Here is a 21930-nt window from a genome sequence, read left to right on the forward strand (position 1 = left end):
CGTTTGGAATTTAGGCGGATTTTCTCCGCTTAATCAGCAGCTGGGCCGCTGCCCTACGTTGCCACGGTATGTAAAACATCAACTGGCGTCGGTCTCTCGATCGTCTGCTTCACCACGCAGTATCGTTCGGTCAGGCGCAGCAGCGTTGCGACCTTATCCTCAGGGGCGTCGGTGTCGAGGTCAAAGTTCAGGCGGATGCGCGAGAATCCGACGGGAGCTTCCTTCGATACGCCTAAGGTTCCACGGAAATCGAGGTCACCTTCTGCACTGATCGTTCCGCCTCGCAGCTCGATTTCCAGCGCGGTTGCTACAGCTTTCAAGGTGACGCCGGCGCAGGCAACTAAGGCTTCGAGCAGCATATCACCAGAGCAGGCTGCCAAACCATTACCTCCCGTAGCAGGATGGAGGCCTGCTTCCACCAACGCTTTCCCCGTATCAACCCGGCAGGTGATGCCTTCCCCAATCGCCCCCTTTGCACGCAGGGTGATCACCGCTTCCTCTGGGTTCTCCCTATACTTCTCTTTCAAAGGTGCTTGTAACTCGCGTAGTTCTTCACTTTTCATCGATAAATCTCCTCCTTTTTTAGTATGTTTTGGGTTAACCCCACCCCATTACAAACTCTTCCGCGGGATCAATGGCTTTTCAACGCCGATAAATCCCCCACCTAACCTCTGCCGAATCTCCACCACTGATTCCCCAAGCGCCTTCAATCGCCCGATAATCTCCGGTGACGTCAACTCCCCATCCGCATAATGCTCATTATGGGCGTAGACCCCGCCTGGCACCACAAAAGCAGAGAAGTATCCCGCAATCGGATGGAGCTGATGTTCAATCGCCAGAAAATGATGATACGTTCCACCGGTGGCAATGAATCCGATGACTTTACCCCGCAGCGCATCATTCGGAATCACGTCGAACAGATTTTTCAGGACCCCAGTGATCGAACCGCGATACACCGGTGTGCCGATAATAAACGCATCAGCGCTAACAATCTGATCGATCAAAACTTTGGTGTCTCCCTCGTACAAATGGGGGGCACGGCCGTCGCAAAATTGCATCTGAAAATCAGCCAAATTCAACACCACCGCATCGATCCCCGGACCAGAAGCTCGTGCGAATTCGACCGCTTTTTCCACAGCTAAAAAGGTTTTCGATCGGATTGACAGGCTTCCTGAAATCCCTAATAATTTCACGCGAGAACCCCGCTTTCCAAAAGGGCCTGCTCTTTTTCCCGCACCAGAGGAATCACGCGTTCCCCAAAAATCCGCAAATCCTCCTCATAATGCAGATGTCCGGTTAGAACGAGGTCGACCCCCATTTTCTTCAACTCAATGATCCGCTCTGCGATTTGTTCCGGGGTGCCGATCAACCCAGTTTTGAATCCATCGTTGTACTGAACGAGATCCTCAAAAGTGGAATTCGCCCACATCCCTTCTTTTTGCTTCGTGGACTGCCCAGCTTCTTTGACCGCATTCCTGAACCCTTCGACCGCTTCGACATCCGCCTGCGAAACGATATCTCGCAGAACCTGGACAGCCTCTTCCTCCGTTTCCCGAACAATTGCGAATCCATTGACGGCAAATTTCACCGTGCGCCCCTCTTTTTCAGCCAGAGCACGAACCTCTTCGATCTGCGTCCTGAAACCTTCCAGCGTATTTCCGTTCATGAAATAGTAGTCAGAGACCCGGGCAGCCATTTGGCGTGCGGCTTTTGAATTTCCTCCTTGGAAAATGGGCGGTGTGTTCTGGATCGGCTTTGGTTTCAAGGGGGCCCCGTTGATGCGGTAGAAGTCCCCTTTGAACGTGGTCTCCTCCTCCGTCCACATCGCCCGCAGCACCTGGATGAATTCTTCCGACCGGCGGTACCGCTCATCATGATCCAGCCAATGCTCGCCATAGCCGATAAACTCCTGTTTAAACCACCCGCTCACCACATTGAGCGCCGCCCGTCCCTGGCTGATCTGGTCCAAAGTCGCAATCATTTTCGCATACACGCCCGGATGCCATAACCCGGGATGTACTGCAGAGATAAGCTTCAGCTTTTTTGTCACAGCCGCTAACGCGGATGCCAAGGTAAAAGCCTCCAACTGGTACTCCGCCCCATAGCTTGCAAAGAACCGGGTCTGCAGCAAAGCGTACTCAAAGCCAACTTCCTCTGCGATTAAGGCATATCTTTTATTCGCTTCATAATCCCAACCTGTTTGCTGGGGGATTTTTGAAACAACCAACCCTCCGCTTACATTCGGTACCCAATAAGCAAATTTCAATTGACTCATCTTCCGCTCATCTCCTCTTTTTGGATGAAATAAAAGGTAGACGAGACACAACCATTGTTATTACAATATAGATTGGGTTTATATTTTTTGGTGTGCCCGCCAAAAAGGGGGATCAGGTGTTGCCGCACCGGATTCCCTTTATTTTTTTGTCCCCACTTCATCACTCCTTTCAAAACCAAAAAACCCTTCTCGATGAAGAGAAGGGTCCACAATACACTTGGGTCTTTTCTCTCATCTATCTGAAATTAGCACCGTGCCCAGTCGGGTCGGCTGCTGAGGCTTCGCAGGGTCAGTCCCTCCACCTCTCTTGATAAGAAATTGAAAAAGTTTATGTAATTGTAAGTCACCAATCCGCAGTTGAAAAGTGGGATTTGAGTTAATATTATCATGGATTTGAGAATTGTCAATCAAATTATTTTTTGGGGAGGACAGTCCTCCCCATCTAGATGGTCATTCTTTCACTTCGACCCAGTTCTCCGCCCAATTTTGCAGATCTTTAAAAATCGGTTCCAGGGCCCGCCCTTTTTCCGTTAATGAATATTCGACTCGTACAGGGACTTCCGGGTAGATTTGCCGGTGTACGATTCCTTCCTTTTCTAATTCCTTTAAACGTTCCGTAAGGAGTCTTCCGCTCACAGGCAGAGCGGATTCAATTTCCGAGAATCGCTGAGGACCCATGAGGAGCTGAAATAGAATTAACCCTGTCCAACGCTTGCCTAGCAACTGCAAGGCCGTTTCAATTCGGGGTCATAGATTGTACATGAATATCACCTCACTCATTGTATTATACTACTTTTATTATCATTTGAAATCAAAGTACTTGACGATCCATTACAGACTATTATATACTAACTTACGAAAGGTAACCTAATAAAAAGAAGAAAGGAGTTGCCACATGGTTCCATCTTTATTTATTTGTCATGGTGCCCCTTCATTAGCGATAGAAGACAATGAATATACCCGGTTTCTTCAGGAATTAGGAGAGCGATTCAACCCGAAGGCGATTGTTCTCTTTACGGCACATTGGGAAAGCGACATTCCAATCCTTTCCTATCGGGATAGCGCATATGAAACCATCTATGATTTCGGCGGATTTCCCCCAGAGCTTTATCAAATTAAATATCCTGCCAAAGGATCTACTGCTGTAGCCTCGATGATCGAAAAGAAACTGAATGACCATGGAATTTCTACCGCAAAGGATACCCAAAGAGGCCTAGACCACGGTTCTTGGGTCGTTTTGCGACATATGTATCCTGCAGCCGATATCCCAGTCGTTCAGGTCTCGATCAATCCCTACCTTTCACCAAGGGATCAATTCAAAATAGGGGAAGCACTCCGAGGGCTCGGAAATGAGGATATTCTCGTTATCAGCAGTGGTGGAACGTCCCATAATCTACGCGCGATCCATTGGGGACAAACCCATGCGGAGCCTTGGACAGCTGAATTTGATGATTGGCTTATTGAGCATATCCAAAACAGAGATTTGGAATCTCTATTTGATTATGAAAGATTAGCTCCACATGCACGCTTAGCGGTACCTCGGGCAGAACATTTTCTTCCTCTTTTTATCGCAATGGGAAGTGGTGAGGAAACGAAGCAGCCGAAATGCCTGCATCGCAGTTACCTCTATGGAACGTTGAGCCACATCGTGTTTGAATTTTAGCGATTGATGCTACTCTTAAAAAAAGTAGCAGATTTTTTTGGCACAATACTTATTAAAAGTAAATTGGATACAAATAATAATTAATAGGAGATGAAAAAATTGGTACAAAAATATGAATGGAGTTTATTTATACTTCGTGTTGTTTTAGGAATTACTTTCTTTATCCATGGTCTGGCAAAATTTCAAATGGGTCTTGGAAATGTTGCAGGTTGGTTCGAAAGCATGGGATTGATGGGCTTTCTAGGTTATGCAGTGGCCCTTATCGAACTACTTGGTGGAATCGCCCTGATCCTTGGCTTCGGAACACAAGTAGCTTCCGCACTAATCTCGCTCGTCATGCTTGGCGCCATCTTTACAGCGAAACTTTCCGCCGGCTTTATGGGAAATGGACAGTCTGCAGGATACGAACTTGATTTAGCGCTTTTAGCCATGGCGGTTGCCCTTACTATCACCGGAAGTAGACTGTATGCCATGGATAAGATGTTTGAGTCCGTTAATAAAGAAAAAGCAGCAGCCTAATACTAAACAGTATAGGGGGTGAAAATCATGGCCGAAATTAAAGTTTCAGATAACGGTCCACTTATCGCCAAAGGAGTCACCGTCGTTGACGGAGAAGGCAATGTCTTAGAAACGAAAGACCAAGTTTTCCTTTGCCGTTGTGGCCTTTCGAACAATAAACCTTTCTGCGATGGCTCCCATAAGGGCAAGTTTGAGAGTACTGTAAGAGCGTAATCTTTTGGGGCAGCCGGACGGCTGTCCTTTTTAATAAGGGGAGGGTTCCTTATATTTTTTTCTTCCAAAAGAACATCAGGTTGCTCGCCATCTCTGTTTTCCCGGAGGCCTGGATTGTCGGATATTCAAAACTCACACTGATATCCAGCTTTTCATACCCCAAATGGCCCCAGAAGTTTTTCGGTGACTTATAGGTATCCGGCCTAAGCGGGTGATCCTCTTCCCTTTCCACGGCGATAAAACATACCTCTTTATAGCCCATCTCGCGCGCAAAATCCTCTTTCATTTTATAAAGATCACGACCGATCGCTTGTCCCCGGTACTCAGGCAAGATGATGGTTTCCGCAAAATAATAAAAGTCCTTTGGATTCAATCCATTTTGCAAAAAGAGATCTGCACTCTCTTTTCCCATAAATGGACTATCAAAGGGAATGCCTGTCGAAACCGCGATCACCTTCTCGCCGTCTTTGGCAACAATCAGCAAAGACTGCTCCTCATCCATGTATTTTTGGAAGTTCTCCCTTTCATGTTCCAGGTTCCCATCATATAGGTAGGGGAACTCTTTGAAATCGTTTAGTCGAAACCAGGCAAATTGCTCTACATAAGGCTCTATCTCTTTTCCAATTAATCTCTCGAATGTAATCATAAATAAATCCCTCTTTCCTCATAATCCACTCCTTCAACTATAAGGAAAAGAAAGAAAAAATCAAAGGTTTTATACTCTTACAAAAAATCCCATCCTAGTTGAGTTACTCTTTTCGGTGACCTTTGATCACTATCCCTTTTTTTCAGGAAGAGATCCTCAGTCCCGCAACACAACACCGAGCTAGTAGATGAATACTTTCCCAAAAATAGTTGAATATAAAAGTAAACGGATTTGGAGGAATGCACATGTCAAAAGATAAAAATGTACCCAAGACTCCTGACTTCGACCAATTAAATGATCGAATCATTGCCGAGGCACCAAAAGGCCCCCTTATTGGGATGCGAACGAATTTGGATCCGGAAAATCCGGAAGCGTTCGACCCCTATCACAGAAATGAGAAAAAAAGCGAAGTATAGGACTAATGCTGACGCGGTCCAAGGGAGGGGGATTAGAAAATGAGTAAAAATGAGTTGCTAAACAAGATCGGTGAGCAGGAAGCGCAACTTAGAAGCCTTCTAATGGAATATTGGAGTCATTTTTCTGGACTTACCTCTTGGCAATTCTGGGTGACCATCGCGATGATCGTGATTCCCTTGATTGTCCTCTATTTTACCATCGATCGAAACCGGGTTTTTATGTTAGGTTTCTTTGGTTTTTGTGTCCATGTTATCACCACCTACGTTGATGTTACAGGGATACGGTTGGGATACTGGGAATACCCTTATTTTGTTCTTCCTTATTTACGCCTCACCTTGGGGCTAGATACGGCACTGATTCCTGTTGTGTTTATGCTCTTATACCAATGGGTCAGCTCCCGGCAAAAAAATTATTACCTATATGCCCTGATTCTTGGGGCCATATTTGCCTTTGTTATAAAGCCCATCCTGACTTATTTCGATTTTTTCCGCCTTCATCAAGGATTAAATTATCTGGAATTATATTTGTATGCGTACGTCCCGATTATTTTACTCTCAAAGTGGCTGTTTAACAGTTTTGTGTTTCTCGACAAACAAAAAAATCATTAAAAGGGAAAGCATCCGCTTTCCCCTCTTACAGAAATATCCGTTTCCCGTAAAGTATATGTTCTTTCATTAACCTTTTTGATTCCTCTGGCTCAGGGTCCAGCAGGGATTGATAGATGCCGACATGATCCTCATAGGATGACTGCATCCGCCCAGGATCTCGTTGGAGAACGCGAAGGACAACCCGGTAGAGGTGATCGTGGTAGTTCTCCATGATGCGAAAAATCTCCGTGTTCCCGGAAAAACGGCAAAGCAGCAGATGGAAATCGGCGTCCGCCTGCGCAAATCCTTTTTCGTCATGAGCTTCGGCAAGGGCTGTCGTTTGCTGCAGATTTTGCTCCAAGGCCTCGATCTGTTCCTTTCGCAGTTTCCCGGCAAGCTGCTCTACGATAAAAACCTCCAAGGCCATTCGCAAATCATAGATATGGCTGATTTTCTCCAGCGAAAGCTCGCGGACGATAATCCCCTGCTTTGGTGATACCGTAATGAACCCCTCTGTCTCGAGCCGCTCAAGCGCTGCTTTGATCGGGGTCTTGCTCATGCCCAAATAGTCGATCAGTTGCCGTTCGGATAAAAATTGGCCGGGTGTGAACACTTCGTGCAGGATCCCGTTTTTGATTTCGATATATGCTTTTTCCTTCAAGAGGGGGGGCGATGATGTCATATTCACTTTTTTCATAACCTCCCTTCCCTATGGTTTATCCATATTATGCTTTTAGCATTAATTCGATGGATTCATCAAGTTTCTCCGTCTCGAAAACGTCGAGCCAATTGGGTTGAAGAATCCGCTCTTTCCCATATTCAATCGCCACAAGGGCCGCATCAGAAAGTGGGCTGCCACTCACCCCAAACACAGAAGCAAGAATCGTGTTGATGTGTCCCAACATGAAATCGCGCGCCGCCTCCTCGGGAACACCTCTTCTCACCGCCGCATCCATCGCTTCCTTCAGCACGATCGCACAGGTACCCAATACGGTTTCCGCCATCGTCGGTTCGAGGGTCGCCATTTGCTCGACGGTCACGCGGTGGGAGCGAAGGATTGGCTTGTAAAATGTGCGAGCGATTTCCTCCCCTTTTGCGTAGTCCGACTCAGGACCTTGCATCAAGGCACAGACGATCGACTGCTTCGCTGCGATTCCGCCAAACAAATCAGCTCTCGCCTCAGGGGTTGTTTCATCATTGAAAACCGGCGGGTGGCACGGATGGGTGATGAAATAACTGATGTCCTGGCGATCCGGCAGATGTTTTGCATACGCAGCCGCGGGATCGAGCAGGATCAACATGGATCCCGGTTTCATCTGTGGGACGACTCCAGCAGATACTTTAGCGATGGCCACATCGGGAACAGCCAAAATCACCACATCGGCCATCCCCGCAGCATCACTTAAAGGGGTAACGGTGAGGTTTTTTTGGGCCAGCCGCTCGATCCCCGTTTCGCTAATCTCGACATAAAGCATATCATATTTTGAATCTTTTAGGTTATCGGTCAAACGATTCCCCATCTTTCCGCCTGCACCTACTAAAGCAATTGTTGTCATCTTCTTTTTCCCCTTTTTCATTATTTATCCTTGAAGCACTTTGCCAAAAAAGGATCTTTCCCCAACTTGACCACCCTTCAGGGTAATTTCCAGTCCGTCGATTCGCGGGTCGGTAGAGTAACACTGACACAGAGGTGAACCTGGCGCGAGCGGTGCGATCATTTCTAAGGCGAAAATGCCGAGCTCGCTCACCGCATGGCTGGAGGTGTCCCCTCCTGCGAAGGCGATCCGTCGGATGGACGATTCCTCGATGATTCGGCGGGCCAGGTTGCCGAGCTGCTGTCCAAGAAATTTCCCGGAGGCGGAGGCGGTTAGGCCTCTCGCGCGATTTTCTGCGATCGATGGATCCATTGGGCCGAGCGCCGAATACAGGATAACGTTTCTCCCCTGGTTTATTGCGGTTAGGGCCTCCTGCAGGATTGCTTCCCAGTTGTTGCTGACTTCCATAGGAATCCGGATCCCATGGAACCCATTTTCGAGTGCCCATTCGATTTGACCTTGGGTGACTGGTGAGCAGCTGCCGCTGATCGCCAGGAGTTGGTCTGTCGGTTGGGCTGGCTTCATAGAATGAGTGCCGGAGATCAGTCCTTGCTTCTGCCAAGCGGCTGCCAATGCGTATTGAACACCGGAGGAGCCTACCACAAAAAGTGGCTGGTGCTTCGCCTCACGCCAAATGAGCGAACCGGCTTTTTCCAGTCGATCAGAATCGAGAACGTCGAACAGCAGGACATCTGGGTGTTCTTGGAGCCTTTGTTCATAGCGTGATGTGACTTTTTCCAAGTCACCTTCTAAATCAAGGATATCCATCAGGCCGATTTTGCTGTCGGTTTGTTTGTTCAAGTGAATCCGTAGATCCCCTTCATCCATCGGCGTCACAGGATGCCTGGACATGGTCGGATGGCGGTCGAGCCGATGGGTCTCCTCCCCCACGGTGGCAAAGTGATTGCCAAAAACGGTGTACCTTCTGAGCGATGGTGCCCCTACGAGAAGCGGGATGACACGGCTTTTTGTAAATTGGGTTTTGGCCATGTCGATCACTTTCCCGATACTCCCGATCTCCGGCGACGAATCAAAAGTGGAACACACTTTGTAATGAACGATCGGTGTCTGTTGGAGCTGTTGGAAAATGGGAAGCAGTTGCTGTTCCATCTGCTCAGGTTTCATCGAGCGGCTGGTCCCCGCCACCCCAAAGCACTGCAAATCCGGAAATTGTTCTAGTTGTTCGGCAGTCGGAGGTTGCAGGAATAGCATCGTTTTGATCCCGTGCAGGGCGAGCCCCTCCATGGAGTCAGTCGAACCGGTAAAATCATCCCCGTAATAACAAAGTAAAAGGTTCATCTGGGTAGACCTCCCTTATTTTGCAAACTTCTCAATGGCTTTTTGCAGTTCCGGATGAGTTTGGGCGTAGTCATCTACGGTTTTCCCTTGTAGAGCGGCTTCCCACCCCTGGATCATACTTTTCACCCCTGCCGAAATCCCGTCCGGATGTGCCATGATGCCTCCGCCTGCGATGTGGATGACGTCTGTTGAATTAATTTGTTGATAAGTTTCCGGAGCCACCCCCGCCCATTGCGCGGAAGAAAGTACCGGCATCACTTCCATCCCCCCAAATAGGGGTGACAAACAATCTTTAATCGATTGCACAACCGATTCATTTGATTCGAAAAACTTATTGTGCAGTCCGTTCGTATGTAGATGGTCAACCCCTGCGAGGCGGCAAAGTTTCTGATAGGCAGTGAATTCCATGCCTAGTGCCGGACAGCGAGTCATCGCTCCCCACTGGTTTCGGTGCCCATGGATCGGCAGATCGCTGTAGGTTCTGAGGTGCGCAACGCCGGCGAGTCCGATGCTGTTGATGCTGACCATCACACAGGTTCCTCCAGCTTGTGCCACGAGATCATGATTTCGGCGAAGCTCATCGATGTCCCCAGTGATGTTGAAGGCGTACATGGCTTTTTTTCCGGTTTGGTCGGCTGCTCTCTCGATCTCCTGCATGACTGCTTTGACGCGTTCTTGTAAGGGAAAATAGGGCGGATTGCCGTTGACTTCGTCATCTTTAATGAAATCGACACCGGCCATGGCCAGCTCTCTGACGATGGTCTTAAGCTCGGTTGGAGTAAGTCCGATATTGGGTTTAACGATCGTGCCGATGATTGGACGTCCAAAAACACTTGCAAGCTGGCGAGTCCCCTCTATTCCGAATTTAGGGCCTTGATACTTTTCCATGAAGCCTTGGGGCAGTTGCAAATCTAGCAGTTTGAGACCCGAGAATTCGCGTAATTCATAGAGATTCCCCGCTACCGTCGCAAGCAAATTGGGAATCGAGGGCCCGACGTTGTGATAAGGAAAAGCAACCGTGATCTCCCCTCGGTTGAAGACGGGTTGGGCGATGCCTTTGGGTAGGTGGGCACCTGGCAGGGAGGGGGTTGGCACGGACTCCATCGGTTTGATCTCGATGATTTTTGCCCCGTGCTTTTCCTTCAGTTCATCCGTCTCCCCCGGCACCTTCACAAAAGTCCCCGTCGACTGCTCCCCAGCCAATACCTGTGCGGCATGCTCCAGCGGGTACGGGGTTTCAATGAAATAAGTGGCAAGGATCTGATCTTGTTTCAATGATATAACTCCTTTTGTTGGGTTGAATTTTGGTTATTGTCTGAATTTTATCAATGATAGGTGGTTGTTGTCAAGATACAACTTAGATCTAAGTTAGTTGCTCACGATTTGTGGGGTTTTTTCTTGTGTTTGATCGGAGGGGTGTTTGAGGGGCGGCTTTGAAATTCATCGGGGCTATGAAGGTCAATCGCGCTATTCAAACGCTAGTCTTTGATATTCATCGGCACTATGAAGGTCAATCCAGCTGTTAATTAGTTCAGTCCCTCACTCTGCTTCAGAACTGCCACGGAGCATTCCAAGCCACATTGAAGAAAATTCCAAACGTATCCAAAGTACGGTCAATATCAGTGATTAGGGCAATCGCTCTCAAAAGGCAGCTCCACAGAAGCTAATACATCGTCATCATGATCAAACCTGCCCCGGGAACTCCCGCGGTCCAAATACCAAGGTAGTGGTAGATTAATTACGTGTACACTGTTAGTTGATTTAAATGGTGGTATAGATGCCCAGACAGTGCAAAAATACTGGAATAAACCAAGCGAATACTAAAACGACACCGGGAAGGCAAAAAGATTAACAGTAAACGTATTCCTTCGGAAAACGAGACCTTATATTTAATACAGTAATTTTTAAAATACCTAATCCCGGTGATAGATTTCGAAACAGTCTGTTCATCGGGGATGATGGGTTTTATCGCTAATCATGATAAGCCCACCTCTTACTATCATTTCAATAGTTTGAACAGAAGACACCGCCGGCTTTTACCAACCTATTATAAAATCTGCTGCATGCTTGAAAGGGTGTGTTCAACATCCTCAAAAGAAATCTGGCAATGCGTAACCATCCTCATTTTTCGGGCGCCAATCTTTTTGACCCAGATTCCTCTCCGCTGCAATTTCGCGATCAATCGATCCGCATCCCATCCCGCTTTTACTACCTCAAAAGAAACGATGTTTGTGGCTGCTTTCTCAAAAGCCATGCGAATCCCGGCGATCCCAGATAAACCGGCATGGAGTCTCGTTGCGTTCCGATGATCCTCGCCAATCCGGTCGATCATCTTAGTCAATCCAATCAGTCCAGGTGCAGCAATGATGCCGGCCTGTCTCATTCCCCCGCCTAACCGTTGTCGGATGTTCCTTGCTTCTGCAATGAACTCCCGTGATCCCAAAAGTAGGGATCCCAACGGGCACCCTAATCCTTTTGTCAGACAAATTTGCACCGCATCGACTTCTCGACAAATCAACGAGGGGTGAACACCAAGTGCAGTTGCAGCATTAAATAGACGTGCGCCATCAAGATAAATGGGGACTTGATAGCGATCGGCTAACTCCCGAATCTCCCTCATGTGTTCTAGGGTGAACACTGCTCCCTCATTTAGGTTGTACGTATTCTCCAGACAAATCAATCCCGTTCTCGCGGTCTGGACTCCGTGCGGCTGGATTGCGGCTTCGATGGATTCGATGTCATAGACTCCTTGGTGAACCGGAACGGGCCGAGCTTGTACCTGGGAGAGTGCGGCCAACCCCGCCACCTCCAAATTATACAAATGAGAGTCCCGCCCCAAAATCACTTCCTGCCCCCGCTGCGTCATCGCCATCACCGCGATTTGGTTTGCCATCGTTCCGGAAATGGTGAGCAGCGCATCTTCCATCCCTAGTAGGGACGCAGCCAGTTGTTCGAGCTCCTTTACCGTTGGATCCTCTCCTAAAATATCATCGCCCAAAGCAGCCGCCCTGATCGCCTCCCTCATTTCCTCATTTGGCAAGGTAACCGTGTCACTGCGCAAATCTATCTTTTTATCCACGATCGAATTCTCCTTTTTAGTTTTATACTAGCAGATTTTTATGGAAATATTAATTTAATTATGACAAAATAGTAGAGAAAGGATGTGGACTATGCTGTTTTATAAACCTCGGACTGAACCGGCGGAGCTTTTGATGTTTGGAATGTTGGGTACCCGAATGGACTTGCCAGAAAAGGAAAAGCAGTACTATCAAAATTTGCAAAAGGGCTACGAAGGGGAGTTGATGTTTGATACTTGGACAGAAAAACTGCAGTGCGAGTGCTATATCTTAAATGACCTTCTATTAAAAGCCGGTACCACCACTTTTCAGATTGACTCACTTCTGATTGCTTCGGAGACAATCTACTTTTTTGAAGTGAAGAATTACGAGGGGGACTATTATTTTGAAGGCGATCGATTCTATAAGCGACCTCGGTTGGAAATCGTCAATCCCCTCCACCAATTGTCTCGAAGTGAGGCTTTGCTCCGCCAATTACTCAATAGTTTAGGATATAACCTCCCCATTGATGCTTCAGTAGTCTTTATCAACCCAGAATTCGCCTTATTCCAGGCGCCTCTCGACAAGCCGATCATTCTCCCAAACCAGTTGAATCGCTATTTTCAAAAACTTAACAGGATCCAATCGCGGCTTAATGGGAAGCACCGATTACTAGCTGAAAGGCTAGTTGCTTTGCATATCCAGGAGTCCCCTTTTCTGCAGCTGCCATCCTATGACTATGGGCAAATGAAGAAAGGGATTACTTGTGCAAGGTGTCATTCATTTTTTGTTTCAGTTGGGAAAGTAAACTGTGTCTGTAAGGAATGTGATTATAATGAGCCTGTTCCGAGCGCTGTTTTGCGGAGTGTGCGGGAATTTCAGGTGCTCTTTCCTGAACTTAAATTGACTACAAACATTATCCACGGGTGGTGTCAGGGGACCTTTTCTAAACAGAGGATCCGGAGGATTTTGGAGAAAAACTTTAAAAGATCTGGAGTTCATCAATGGTCTTTCTATGAATAATATAATAACTCTTGTTAGAGGTGAGGATAGGGGCTTCCCGTAACCTGTGGGCAATCTCCCTTTCTATCAGGAAGCAGGGATTGTTCTTCATAAAGTAGATGAAGTTCAATGACCAACACCACTTCCCCAACATCGATCTTCATAACCCCAATGAAGTTCAATGACCAGCGTCACATCGCCAACATTGATCTTCATAACCCCAATGAAGTTCAATGACCAACGCAACTTCGCCAACATTGAACTTCATAACCCCAATGAAGTTCAATGACCAACGCAACTTCGCCAACATTGATCTTCATAACCCCGATGAAGTTCAATGACCAGCATCACATCGCCAACTTTGATCTTCATAACCCCAATGAAGTTCAATGACCAACGCAACTTCGCCAACATTGATCTTCATAACCCCGATGAAGTTCAATGACCAACGTCACTTCGCCAACATTGATCTTCATAACCCCAATGAAGTTCAATGACCAACGTCACTTCGCCAACATTGATCTTCATAACCCATTTTAAAAACAATCACACACCTATCTGGCTCTGCCCCCAAACAAAAAAGACCTTAAGGCCCTGCCTCAAGGTCTCTCCTCCAACCCCATCCCCCAACCTTAAACCGACTTACTTTCCTTCCCTACTCCCCGCGACCGACGTCAGCCCGCCTTCCGACGCCGCCACGACAACCGCCGCAGAAGCATCTCCCGTTACGTTAACGGACGTTCTGAACATATCGAGGATCCGGTCGACGCCGGCGATCAAGGCGATCCCCTCCAGCGGCAACCCGACCGAGGCCAACACCATCGTCATCATGATTAGGCCCGCGCTAGGAACGCCTGCAGTCCCAATTGAAGCTAACGTAGCAGTCAGAACGATAGTAGCCTGTTGGGCAATCGACAGGTCCACGCCGAAAAACTGCGCCACAAACAACGAGCATACCCCGAGATACAAGGCGGTTCCGTCCATATTGATGGTTGCTCCGAGCGGGAGCACAAAGCTACTAACCTTCGTCGGAACCCCGAGGTTTTCCTCGGTGCACTTGATGGTGACAGGCAAAGTCCCCGCGCTACTCGATGTGCTAAATGCAACCAGACTTGCTGGAGCAATCCCCTTGAAAAAAGTAAACGGATTCATTTTGGCAAAGAGTCGAACCGATAACGAATAGAATAGAGCAGCATGCAGGATACATCCAGCGGCAACGACCAAAATAATCTTCAGTAGCGGCAAAATCACAGACAATCCGTACTGTCCCACGGTTGGCGCCATCAACCCGAAGATCCCATATGGAGCGAAGCGCATAACGATGCCGGTGATTTTGTACATGATTTCTGCGAGTTGTTCAAAGAAGGTATGGACAGTCCGTGCCTTTTCCCCCAACACGGTAATCGCCAATCCCAAAAATATAGCAAAAAAGATAATCTGTAGCATGTTCCCTTCAACCAACGCGGCAAAAGGATTGGTCGGTACAATCGCTAACAAAGTGGCAATAATTCCGGGAGTTTCGTTGGCAGCTACTTTATCCGTAGTACCCGCTAGATCTAACCCCGCACCCGGCGCGAACAAATTCCCCAGCACAAGTCCGATGGTAACCGCAATCGCTGTCGTCACTAAGTAGTAGGCAACCGTCTTCCCCCCAATCCTTCCAAGCGACCGCAAGTCCCCGATACTAGCTACCCCCACAACCAAAGAAGCAAGTACCAAGGGCACCATGATGAATTTAATCAACCGCAGGAACAAGTCACCGAGCGGTTTTACCACTTCGATGGCAGGCCCAAACAAGACTCCAGCAACAATGGCCAAAACAAACGCGATCAAAATCTTGGTAAGCAAATTCATTTTCATTAAACAAACCTCCTCTTTTTGGGATTTGAGTTCCAACAAAATTGTACTTATGACCTACAATAAATCACAAAAACACTCCATAAATTTTAGAATAGTCTGCAAATTGTTAGGAGGGGTGGAAAACAATCAGGGAAAATGCGTGGATTTTGGGCTTGATGCTTGTTACGGTTCCGATCGCGGGCGAGCTGAAGTTTTACCCTTTTGGCGATGACTTCCGGGTAAGCATGGGGACACCAGCTTTTCTATTTTTTCTATTGTTCTTGCAGCGGGTTTCCCCGATAGTATCTGGAGTCCTGACGGGCATCGCGGTGGTCCTGTTTCGACTCGCACTCGGCGGGTTCACAGAAGAAGCTTGGTCGCTGCACTCCCCCGTCTTTTTCTACTATCTAACATATGGTGGAATGTTTGCTTTGTTGCACGTCAACCGTTTCTACCAGCGGCCCCTGCTCCTTGGGTTTCTCGCTGTCATCGTAGAAATCGCCGCCAGTATCATGGAAATTAGTGCACGCGGCTCCTTTCCGCTGTCGTCCCTCGATGATATTGCGATCCTCGCCGTGATTCGAAGCTTTTTTGTGCTAGGGTTTTACAACATCCTGATCTATAGGGAGCAGCGAAAGCGAAATGAGCAGATGCTCGTTTTGATTTCCAACCTTTATGAAGAAATGGTTCACCTCAAGAAAACGATGCAGCAGGCGGAAACCATCACGAAGGATGCCTACGACCTATACCGCAATCTCAAACCATCGGAATTTGCACAAACCGCACTCCGAATCGCTGGACAAGTTCACGAGATGAAAAAAGACAAACAACGAATCTACGCCGGTCTAAGTAAAATGATTTGCAACGAAAGTATTCAGGATTTTATGGGTGCTGAAGAGTTAGGAAAAATCGTCGTCAGGATCAACCAGAAATACGCAGATTTGCTCCACAAAAAGATCACGTTTCATTTGAAAATCGAAGGCGCACATCCTCAGTACCATGTTTACACAGCATTGTCCCTTTTGAATAACCTCGTTGCCAACGCGGTGGAAGCGATTCAGGATACGGGGGTGATCCACATTTTCATTTGCAGAAAAGAGGATGACGTGGAGTTTCGAGTGGTCGACGATGGACCCGGGATTCCTGATAAAAAGCGGGACCTCATTTTTCAACCAGGGTTTACAACGAAATACGATTTATCCGGAAAGCCTTCCACCGGGATCGGTCTGACCTATGTCCGCGATGTTACAGAAAGCGCTGGGGGACGGATCCGATTGGAGGACACCGGAGGAACGGCGTTCATCATTTGTTTGCCGATCCATCATCTGATAAAGGAAGGGTGGGAACATGCGCTACTATCTGGTTGATGACGACCCGGTCGTCCGCGCGATGCTTGAGGAAATCATTGAAGATGGAGATTTGGGAAAAGTGGTTGGCTTCTCGGAAGACGGCTCGAGGATTGACGCCCACAATCTTTTCATGCAGAAAGTGGACGTGCTGCTGATCGATTTGCTGATGCCCTTGCGTGACGGGATTGAAACGGTGCGCGCGCTCACCCCCTTTTTCGAAGGAAAAATCATTATGATCTCGCAAGTCGAGTCAAAGGAATTGATCGGGGAAGCCTACGCGCTTGGGATTGAATATTACATCACGAAGCCGATTAACCGCCTGGAGGTGCTTTCCATTTTGAGGAAAGTGAACGAACGATTATGGCTGGAGAAGTCAATTCAAAACGTGCGGGAATCCCTGAATCTATTGATGGATAAAAAAGTTCGGGTCCAACCGGAAAAAGATATCTCGCAATGTGGGCATTTCCTTTTGTCGGAGCTAGGGATGATCGGGGAAAGCGGGAGCAAGGATTTGATCGATATTCTTCAGTATTTGTATGAAAATGAGGGAGACGAGTTTCCGCCTTTGAAGGAGCTGATGCATCAGATTGTTCTGAAAAGGGGCGGTCCTGCTGTCACGATTAAGAAGGAAATAAAAGCGGCGGAGCAGCGGATTCGGCGGGCGATTTATCAGGCTTTGAACCAGATCGCTTCACTTGGCTTGACGGACTATACGAATTTGAAGTTTGAGAATTACGCCGGCAAGTTCTTTGATTTCACCGAGGTTCGCAAGAAAATGCGCGAGTTGGAAGACGGCGAAGAGTTGTCACCCCGGATTAACACGAAAAAGTTTATTCAGGCCTTCTACCTTGAGGCAAAACAACAAATGGAAATGGGGTAGGCTGGCTACCCCATTTGTTGCTTAATTCCGATCTGCTAGCAATGGGTCGGTTTTGCCTTCGACGCCGACAAGTCCAAGAATCGTCAGGAAGATTCTTTGCGGTCCTTGGTACGCATCGGTTGGATCGAACCATTCACCCGGTGAATGCGACCCGCCGCCAGTTCCCCCGCCACCAAGGGTCAGTGATGGGATGCCTAGGCTGATTGGCAGATTAGAGTCTGTGCTGCTTGGTCCGGACAATTGGGGCTCCACTCCGATCGCTTCCGCGGAAGCCCAAGCGGCTTGAACATTGAGTGCATCCGCAGGTTGCGTCCCCGCCGGACGATCCCCGATCAGCTCAATTTCGGCTTTTACCCCTTTTTCATCCTCGACTTTCCAGCGCTTGTTTTCCTCACCTGCTGCTTTGTTCACGATCTTGAGCACCTTTTCTTCCAATTTCAGTAACTCTTCTTCCGAATTGGAGCGCATATCTATTTGCATATTAGCTTCAGCTGCAATCGAATTCACAGATGTTCCACCGCCCACTGTTCCTACGGTAAAAGTCGTCTTTGGCTCTGTTGGTGTTTTCAAATCTCCAATATCCGAGATTGCCCGCCCGAGTGCATGAATCGCGCTTGGCAGTCCAAATGCCCCAAAGCTGTGGCCGCCAGGTCCTTTGTAGGTGACACTATATCTGTGGCTTCCGGTGGCTTGATAGGTAATTCGTGCGGGACTTCCAGATTCAATAGATATAAATCCGTCCACTTGCGGATGCTCTTTGAAAAAGGCCTTCACCCCGCGAAGATCACCCAGTCCTTCCTCCCCAACGGTGCCGCCGAAAATAATATCCCCTTTGGTCTGGACATTGGTCTCATTGAACGCACGCACAATCGAAAGCAACGCCGCGAGCCCTCTCACATCATCGTTAATCCCCGGGGCATAGAGCTTTCCGTCTTGTTCCTTCACCGTTGTATCCGTTCCCTCAGGGAATACGGTGTCGAGGTGGGCAGAAACAAACAACGTCGGACCATCCCCCGTTCCCGGGCGAACTCCATAGGCATTCCCTTCCGAGTCAATCTTCACATCTTGCAGACCGAGCTCTTGCAAACGCTTCTTGTAGTCCTCGGCACGAACCTCCTCTTTGAACGGTGGTGCAGGAATCTCCGTGATGGTGATTTGTTCCTGGACGGTGTTATCGTGGTCGGCCTGGATGAATTCAAGCCCTTTTTGTATGGTCTGGTCGGACATTAGATTGGTGTAAACTTGGGTTACTTCAGATGAGAGAACGTATGTATGATCCTTCGGTTTGGGACCTGCGGCTAAGGCGGTTCCGGTTAGGAGTGAGGTCGCCAGTATCGCCGCCGTTGCAGCAGCAGTAAACTTTTTCATTTGATCAAATCCCTTCTTAATTTGTTGTTTCCGGGTTTAAGTTGATTGTATGGTTGGGTTATAAAAGGAGACAGAAAGATACAGTAATATTCATTTTATTTTGTTAATTTTTATATATATTGGTAGAGGAAAGGAATTGGTTGTGAATAAGTTAGGAGGATGTCCTACATTATTATTCGAAATTCTGAAAAGGGAGGGATAGGGATCTCGCGAACCCTGTGGACAATCTCCCTTTCCGTCAGGAATTATACTTTTTGAGTAAAAAAGCCTTTTTAACTAGAAGGGAAGGTGAGCAGGAAATTGATCTTCATAGCACCGATGAAGTTCAATGAACGACATCAGAACGGTCACACTGATCTTCATAACACCAATGAAATTCAATGACCAACGTCAGATCCACCACATTGATCTTCATAGATAGCACCGATGAAGTTCAATGAACGACATCAGAACGGTCACACTGATCTTCATAACGCCAATGAAGTTCAATGACCAATGTCAGATCCACCACATTAATCTTCATAGCACCAATGAAGTTCAATGAACGACCTCTGATCCCCCACAATGATCTTCATCACGCCTATGAAGTTCAATGAACGCCCTCGGATCCACCACATTGATCTTCATAGCACCGATGAAGTTCAAAGAACGACATCTGTTCCGCCACATTGATCTTCATCGCGCTCCCCACGCCATCCACTCCGCCCCAACAAAAAAACCCCCAGGTCACTCCCCAGGGGTTCATCCATCTAACTAAGCAGTCAGGTCTCCATTCACCTTTTTATTCTTCTTATACCACTGGCTCACGCAGACAAGCACCAGAATCAATGCCCCGATGATGTCCGTCATTGTTCCCGGGATCATCAGTGTGATCGCTCCGACCACAGTTACAACTCGCATGATCCAGTCAAGCTTTGTCAGCATATACCCTTCGAAAGCCGCGGCAAGGCTGACGACTCCGATAGTTGCTGTGACCGCGATCATAATGATTTGCCCGACTGTTGCATCGTTTTGCATCAACATCTCAGGCGAATAGACGAAAATATACGGAACGATGACGCCTGCAGCTGCAAGCCGAAGCGAGATAAAGCCGGTTCGCGTTGGATCCCCGCCAGCGATTCCTGCCCCTGCAAAAGCCGCCAAGGCTACGGGTGGAGTCAGGTTCGCCAAGATACCGAAGTAAAAGACGAACATATGTGATACGAAGGGGTCCACCCCAAAGGATGCCAAAGCGGGTGCCGCCATACTCGAAGTGATAATGTAGGTCGGGATTGACGGAAGTCCCATCCCCAATATAATCGAGGCGATCATCGTAAAGATCAGTGTCAGGAACATGCTCCCTCCTCCAAGAATGAGGATGGCGTTGGTCATTTTCAGCCCGAAACCTGTCAACGTCGCCACTCCAACAATCAGACCGACCATCGCGCAGGACATAGCCACACTGAGTGCACTCCGCGTGCCGCCCTCTAAGGCTTTCCAGATATCTTTCAATCCCATTCGTGTTGTTGAACGAAGCTGGGCGATCACCACGGTAGCGATAATTGAGAAGAATGCCGCAAAAATCGGCGTATACCCGCCAAACAACAAATAAATCAGAATGATCAACGGGAGGATCAGGTGTCCGCGTTCTTTCAAAACGACGGAAATCCTCGGCAATTGATCTCGCGAGAGCCCCTTCATCCCCACTTTTTTGGCGTGGAAATGAACCATCATAACAACCCCAATGTAATACAGAAGTCCAGGGATGATTGCGGCAAGCGCGATTTTACCGTAGGACATGCCTAGCGTTTCTGCCATAATGAAAGCAGTTGCACCCATAACTGGAGGAATGATTTGCCCTCCAACCGAAGCTGCGGCTTCAATCGCTCCCGCGTAGTTGCGCGAATAACCAGTCCTTTTCATCAGCGGAATCGTAAAGGCTCCCGTGGTCACGACGTTGGCAATCGCCGATCCGTTAATCGACCCCAAAAGACCGCTAGAGAGCACAGACACTTTCGCGGGACCGCCCGATGTCCCTCCGGCAATCGCCATCGAAGTATCGTTAAACAACTGGCCCATCCCTGTTTTATCGAGAAAAGATCCAAACAGAATAAACAAAAAGATGTAGGTGGCCGAAACCCCAATCGCCGTACCGTAGATCCCTTCTGTCGTTAAATACATATAGTTGACAATGTCCTCAATACTATAGCCCCGATGCCCAATCACCATCGGCATGTATGGACCAAAATAAGCATAGAGGAGAAACAGCAGGCAAAGGATGGTCAGCGCATTTCCGACAATGCGCCGCCCGCCCTCCAAGACGAGCAGAATGGTAAGCAGCCCAAGAACGATATCTACCGTGTTGGGATCCCCAGCGCGGGAGACAATACCATCATAGTCAATAAAAATATAAACGGTTGTAATAAGCGAAATGATTCCTGCCAGAAAATCAAAGAATGAAGCCTTCGTTTTGGAAGAACGCTTCCTGCCTGGATAGAGCAAAAAGATAAGGGCGATAACCACTCCCGTGTGTAAAGCACGATGCTGTAATGTAACCAAAGGACCTGTATAGGCGGTAATCAAATGGAAAAGAGCTAAACCAACGGCCAACACGGAAACGAGGCGGATGACCCATTTAGAGTCAAACGTCCGATACCGAGCTTCGGCGTCATATTTTTTCAACACGTCGTCAACATGATTTTCATTCGTTGCGTTCTGCAAAGGCTGCCTCCTCTCCCCACTTGATCCTTAACCGGTCTAAGATGCTGATTCTTTGCGATGAAATCGTAAGGGCTGTATCCGGGGGAACAAAATCTTTCAAAGGATATTTAACTCCGTTTGTTTCCACATAATACTGGGAGCCCGGGGTATAAAACAGAGAATAGTGATCGATTTTCCGCTCAATCCCCTTTACGACCAAAAAGCCATTTTCGATGTGATCCACATGTCCGTCTACATCGGGAACGCCAGCACCATATGCTTTAAATCTCGTTTCTACAAGCACCAATTGTCCGCCATCAATGGCTTGATAGATTTCCTGCCACGGTTGATGCTCGACAGAGTGCCGCCACCCAATGGTAATCTGATTTGATTCACTCGGAATAAATCGCAAAACTTGATGCTCCCGGGGAGCCGCAATTTCAAAGCCGTTTTGGGTGGGAAGAAAAAGAAGAAGCAACAGGATAGTGAATAGAACTGTGAGCCATGCTTTCTTTTTCATAAGGGAAAAAGGAGATGGGAACG

The 21930-nt window shown here is 47.9% G+C and carries 23 protein-coding genes and 1 riboswitch; of the genes, 8 read left to right on the forward strand and 15 right to left on the reverse strand.

Annotation, left to right across the window (positions count from 1 at the left end; translation table 11 throughout):
* Positions 1-53: 53 nt before the first annotated feature.
* From J2Z37_RS10820 to J2Z37_RS10835, 4 genes are all read right to left on the reverse strand, one after another.
* Positions 54-563, reverse strand: a complete 510-nt coding sequence (locus J2Z37_RS10820; protein WP_209810273.1) for an OsmC family protein — start codon at positions 561-563, stop codon at positions 54-56.
* Between the two features lie 48 nt (positions 564-611).
* Positions 612-1193, reverse strand: a complete 582-nt coding sequence (locus J2Z37_RS10825; RefSeq protein ID WP_209810274.1) for an NADPH-dependent FMN reductase — start codon at positions 1191-1193, stop codon at positions 612-614.
* Positions 1190-2275, reverse strand: coding sequence for a dimethylsulfone monooxygenase SfnG (gene sfnG / locus J2Z37_RS10830; protein WP_209810275.1), 1086 nt, complete (start codon positions 2273-2275; stop codon positions 1190-1192). The genes J2Z37_RS10825 and sfnG overlap by 4 nt, the downstream gene beginning before the upstream one ends.
* 228 nt (positions 2276-2503) lie before the next feature.
* Positions 2504-2592, reverse strand: a riboswitch (SAM riboswitch).
* 133 nt (positions 2593-2725) lie between these two features.
* Positions 2726-3016 carry a winged helix-turn-helix transcriptional regulator gene (locus J2Z37_RS10835; RefSeq protein WP_342453813.1) on the reverse strand — a complete coding sequence of 97 codons (291 nt, stop codon included), beginning with the start codon at positions 3014-3016 and terminating at the stop codon, positions 2726-2728.
* A 154-nt stretch (positions 3017-3170) separates the two neighbouring features.
* Here J2Z37_RS10835 and J2Z37_RS10840 point away from each other — a divergent pair, with 154 nt between their 5' ends.
* The 3 genes from J2Z37_RS10840 to J2Z37_RS10850 all read left to right on the forward strand — a co-directional run bounded on the left by J2Z37_RS10840 (position 3171) and on the right by J2Z37_RS10850 (position 4670).
* The gene (locus J2Z37_RS10840) at positions 3171-3938 is read left to right on the forward strand and encodes a dioxygenase family protein (protein WP_209810276.1); all 768 of its coding nucleotides are present in this window, start codon (positions 3171-3173) and stop codon (positions 3936-3938) included.
* A gap of 99 nt (positions 3939-4037) precedes the next feature.
* Entirely contained in the window at positions 4038-4457 is a 420-nt protein-coding gene (locus tag J2Z37_RS10845; RefSeq protein WP_209810277.1) for a DoxX family protein, read from the forward strand.
* A 27-nt stretch (positions 4458-4484) separates the two neighbouring features.
* Positions 4485-4670 (forward strand): CDGSH iron-sulfur domain-containing protein, encoded by a 186-nt coding sequence (locus tag J2Z37_RS10850; protein WP_209810278.1) that lies wholly within the window; start codon positions 4485-4487, stop codon positions 4668-4670.
* 49 nt (positions 4671-4719) lie between these two features.
* Here the strand turns inward: J2Z37_RS10850 and J2Z37_RS10855 are convergent, their stop codons facing one another.
* Positions 4720-5316 carry a GNAT family N-acetyltransferase gene (locus J2Z37_RS10855; protein ID WP_209810279.1) on the reverse strand — a complete coding sequence of 199 codons (597 nt, stop codon included), beginning with the start codon at positions 5314-5316 and terminating at the stop codon, positions 4720-4722.
* Between the two features lie 245 nt (positions 5317-5561).
* On the opposite strand from J2Z37_RS10855, the gene J2Z37_RS10860 reads away from it, so the two are divergent.
* Both J2Z37_RS10860 and J2Z37_RS10865 read left to right on the forward strand, forming a co-directional pair.
* Positions 5562-5732 (forward strand): hypothetical protein, encoded by a 171-nt coding sequence (locus J2Z37_RS10860; RefSeq protein ID WP_209810280.1) that lies wholly within the window; start codon positions 5562-5564, stop codon positions 5730-5732.
* A gap of 39 nt (positions 5733-5771) precedes the next feature.
* Positions 5772-6341 carry a CBO0543 family protein gene (locus J2Z37_RS10865; RefSeq protein ID WP_209810281.1) on the forward strand — a complete coding sequence of 190 codons (570 nt, stop codon included), beginning with the start codon at positions 5772-5774 and terminating at the stop codon, positions 6339-6341.
* Between the two features lie 25 nt (positions 6342-6366).
* On the opposite strand, the gene J2Z37_RS10870 is transcribed toward J2Z37_RS10865, so the two are convergent.
* From J2Z37_RS10870 to J2Z37_RS10890, 5 genes are all read right to left on the reverse strand, one after another.
* Positions 6367-7017, reverse strand: a complete 651-nt coding sequence (locus J2Z37_RS10870) for a GntR family transcriptional regulator (RefSeq protein ID WP_245203727.1) — start codon at positions 7015-7017, stop codon at positions 6367-6369.
* Positions 7018-7045: 28 nt separating this feature from the next.
* Complete coding sequence (locus J2Z37_RS10875) at positions 7046-7876, reverse strand: phosphogluconate dehydrogenase C-terminal domain-containing protein (protein WP_209810282.1); 831 nt, start codon at positions 7874-7876, stop codon at positions 7046-7048.
* A gap of 24 nt (positions 7877-7900) precedes the next feature.
* Entirely contained in the window at positions 7901-9214 is a 1314-nt protein-coding gene (locus J2Z37_RS10880; RefSeq protein WP_209810283.1) for a four-carbon acid sugar kinase family protein, read from the reverse strand.
* A gap of 15 nt (positions 9215-9229) precedes the next feature.
* Positions 9230-10489 carry a ribulose-bisphosphate carboxylase large subunit family protein gene (locus tag J2Z37_RS10885; RefSeq protein ID WP_209810284.1) on the reverse strand — a complete coding sequence of 420 codons (1260 nt, stop codon included), beginning with the start codon at positions 10487-10489 and terminating at the stop codon, positions 9230-9232.
* A gap of 772 nt (positions 10490-11261) precedes the next feature.
* Entirely contained in the window at positions 11262-12293 is a 1032-nt protein-coding gene (locus J2Z37_RS10890; RefSeq protein ID WP_209810285.1) for a threonine aldolase family protein, read from the reverse strand.
* Between the two features lie 91 nt (positions 12294-12384).
* On the opposite strand from J2Z37_RS10890, the gene J2Z37_RS10895 reads away from it, so the two are divergent.
* The gene (locus J2Z37_RS10895) at positions 12385-13293 is read left to right on the forward strand and encodes a nuclease-related domain-containing protein (RefSeq protein WP_209810286.1); all 909 of its coding nucleotides are present in this window, start codon (positions 12385-12387) and stop codon (positions 13291-13293) included.
* A gap of 14 nt (positions 13294-13307) precedes the next feature.
* Here the strand turns inward: J2Z37_RS10895 and J2Z37_RS25835 are convergent, their stop codons facing one another.
* Together J2Z37_RS25835 and J2Z37_RS10900 are read right to left on the reverse strand one after the other, a co-directional pair.
* Positions 13308-13436: a hypothetical protein gene (locus J2Z37_RS25835; RefSeq protein ID WP_280922198.1), complete on the reverse strand. Its 129-nt coding sequence runs from the start codon at positions 13434-13436 to the stop codon at positions 13308-13310.
* A gap of 478 nt (positions 13437-13914) precedes the next feature.
* Complete coding sequence (locus tag J2Z37_RS10900) at positions 13915-15132, reverse strand: dicarboxylate/amino acid:cation symporter (protein WP_209810287.1); 1218 nt, start codon at positions 15130-15132, stop codon at positions 13915-13917.
* Positions 15133-15287: 155 nt separating this feature from the next.
* Between J2Z37_RS10900 and J2Z37_RS10905 the strand changes: the two genes are divergently transcribed.
* Both J2Z37_RS10905 and J2Z37_RS10910 read left to right on the forward strand, forming a co-directional pair.
* Positions 15288-16478, forward strand: a complete 1191-nt coding sequence (locus tag J2Z37_RS10905) for a sensor histidine kinase (RefSeq protein ID WP_209810288.1) — start codon at positions 15288-15290, stop codon at positions 16476-16478.
* Complete coding sequence (locus J2Z37_RS10910; protein WP_209810289.1) at positions 16459-17340, forward strand: response regulator; 882 nt, start codon at positions 16459-16461, stop codon at positions 17338-17340. Before J2Z37_RS10905 ends, J2Z37_RS10910 begins: the two co-directional genes overlap by 20 nt.
* 21 nt (positions 17341-17361) lie before the next feature.
* Here the strand turns inward: J2Z37_RS10910 and J2Z37_RS10915 are convergent, their stop codons facing one another.
* The 3 genes from J2Z37_RS10915 to J2Z37_RS10925 form a co-directional block, all read right to left on the reverse strand.
* A complete protein-coding gene (locus J2Z37_RS10915) occupies positions 17362-18708 on the reverse strand; it encodes a M20/M25/M40 family metallo-hydrolase (protein WP_209810290.1) in 1347 nt (448 codons plus the stop codon).
* A gap of 753 nt (positions 18709-19461) precedes the next feature.
* Complete coding sequence (locus J2Z37_RS10920) at positions 19462-21408, reverse strand: TRAP transporter permease (protein WP_209810291.1); 1947 nt, start codon at positions 21406-21408, stop codon at positions 19462-19464.
* Positions 21389-21907: a DUF1850 domain-containing protein gene (locus J2Z37_RS10925; RefSeq protein ID WP_209810292.1), complete on the reverse strand. Its 519-nt coding sequence runs from the start codon at positions 21905-21907 to the stop codon at positions 21389-21391. Before J2Z37_RS10925 ends, J2Z37_RS10920 begins: the two co-directional genes overlap by 20 nt.
* Between the last annotated feature and the right edge of the window lie 23 nt (positions 21908-21930).

The sequence above is a fragment of the Ammoniphilus resinae genome (assembly GCF_017873965.1).
In the GTDB taxonomy this organism is placed as follows: Bacteria; Bacillota; Bacilli; order Aneurinibacillales; family RAOX-1; genus Ammoniphilus_A; species Ammoniphilus_A resinae.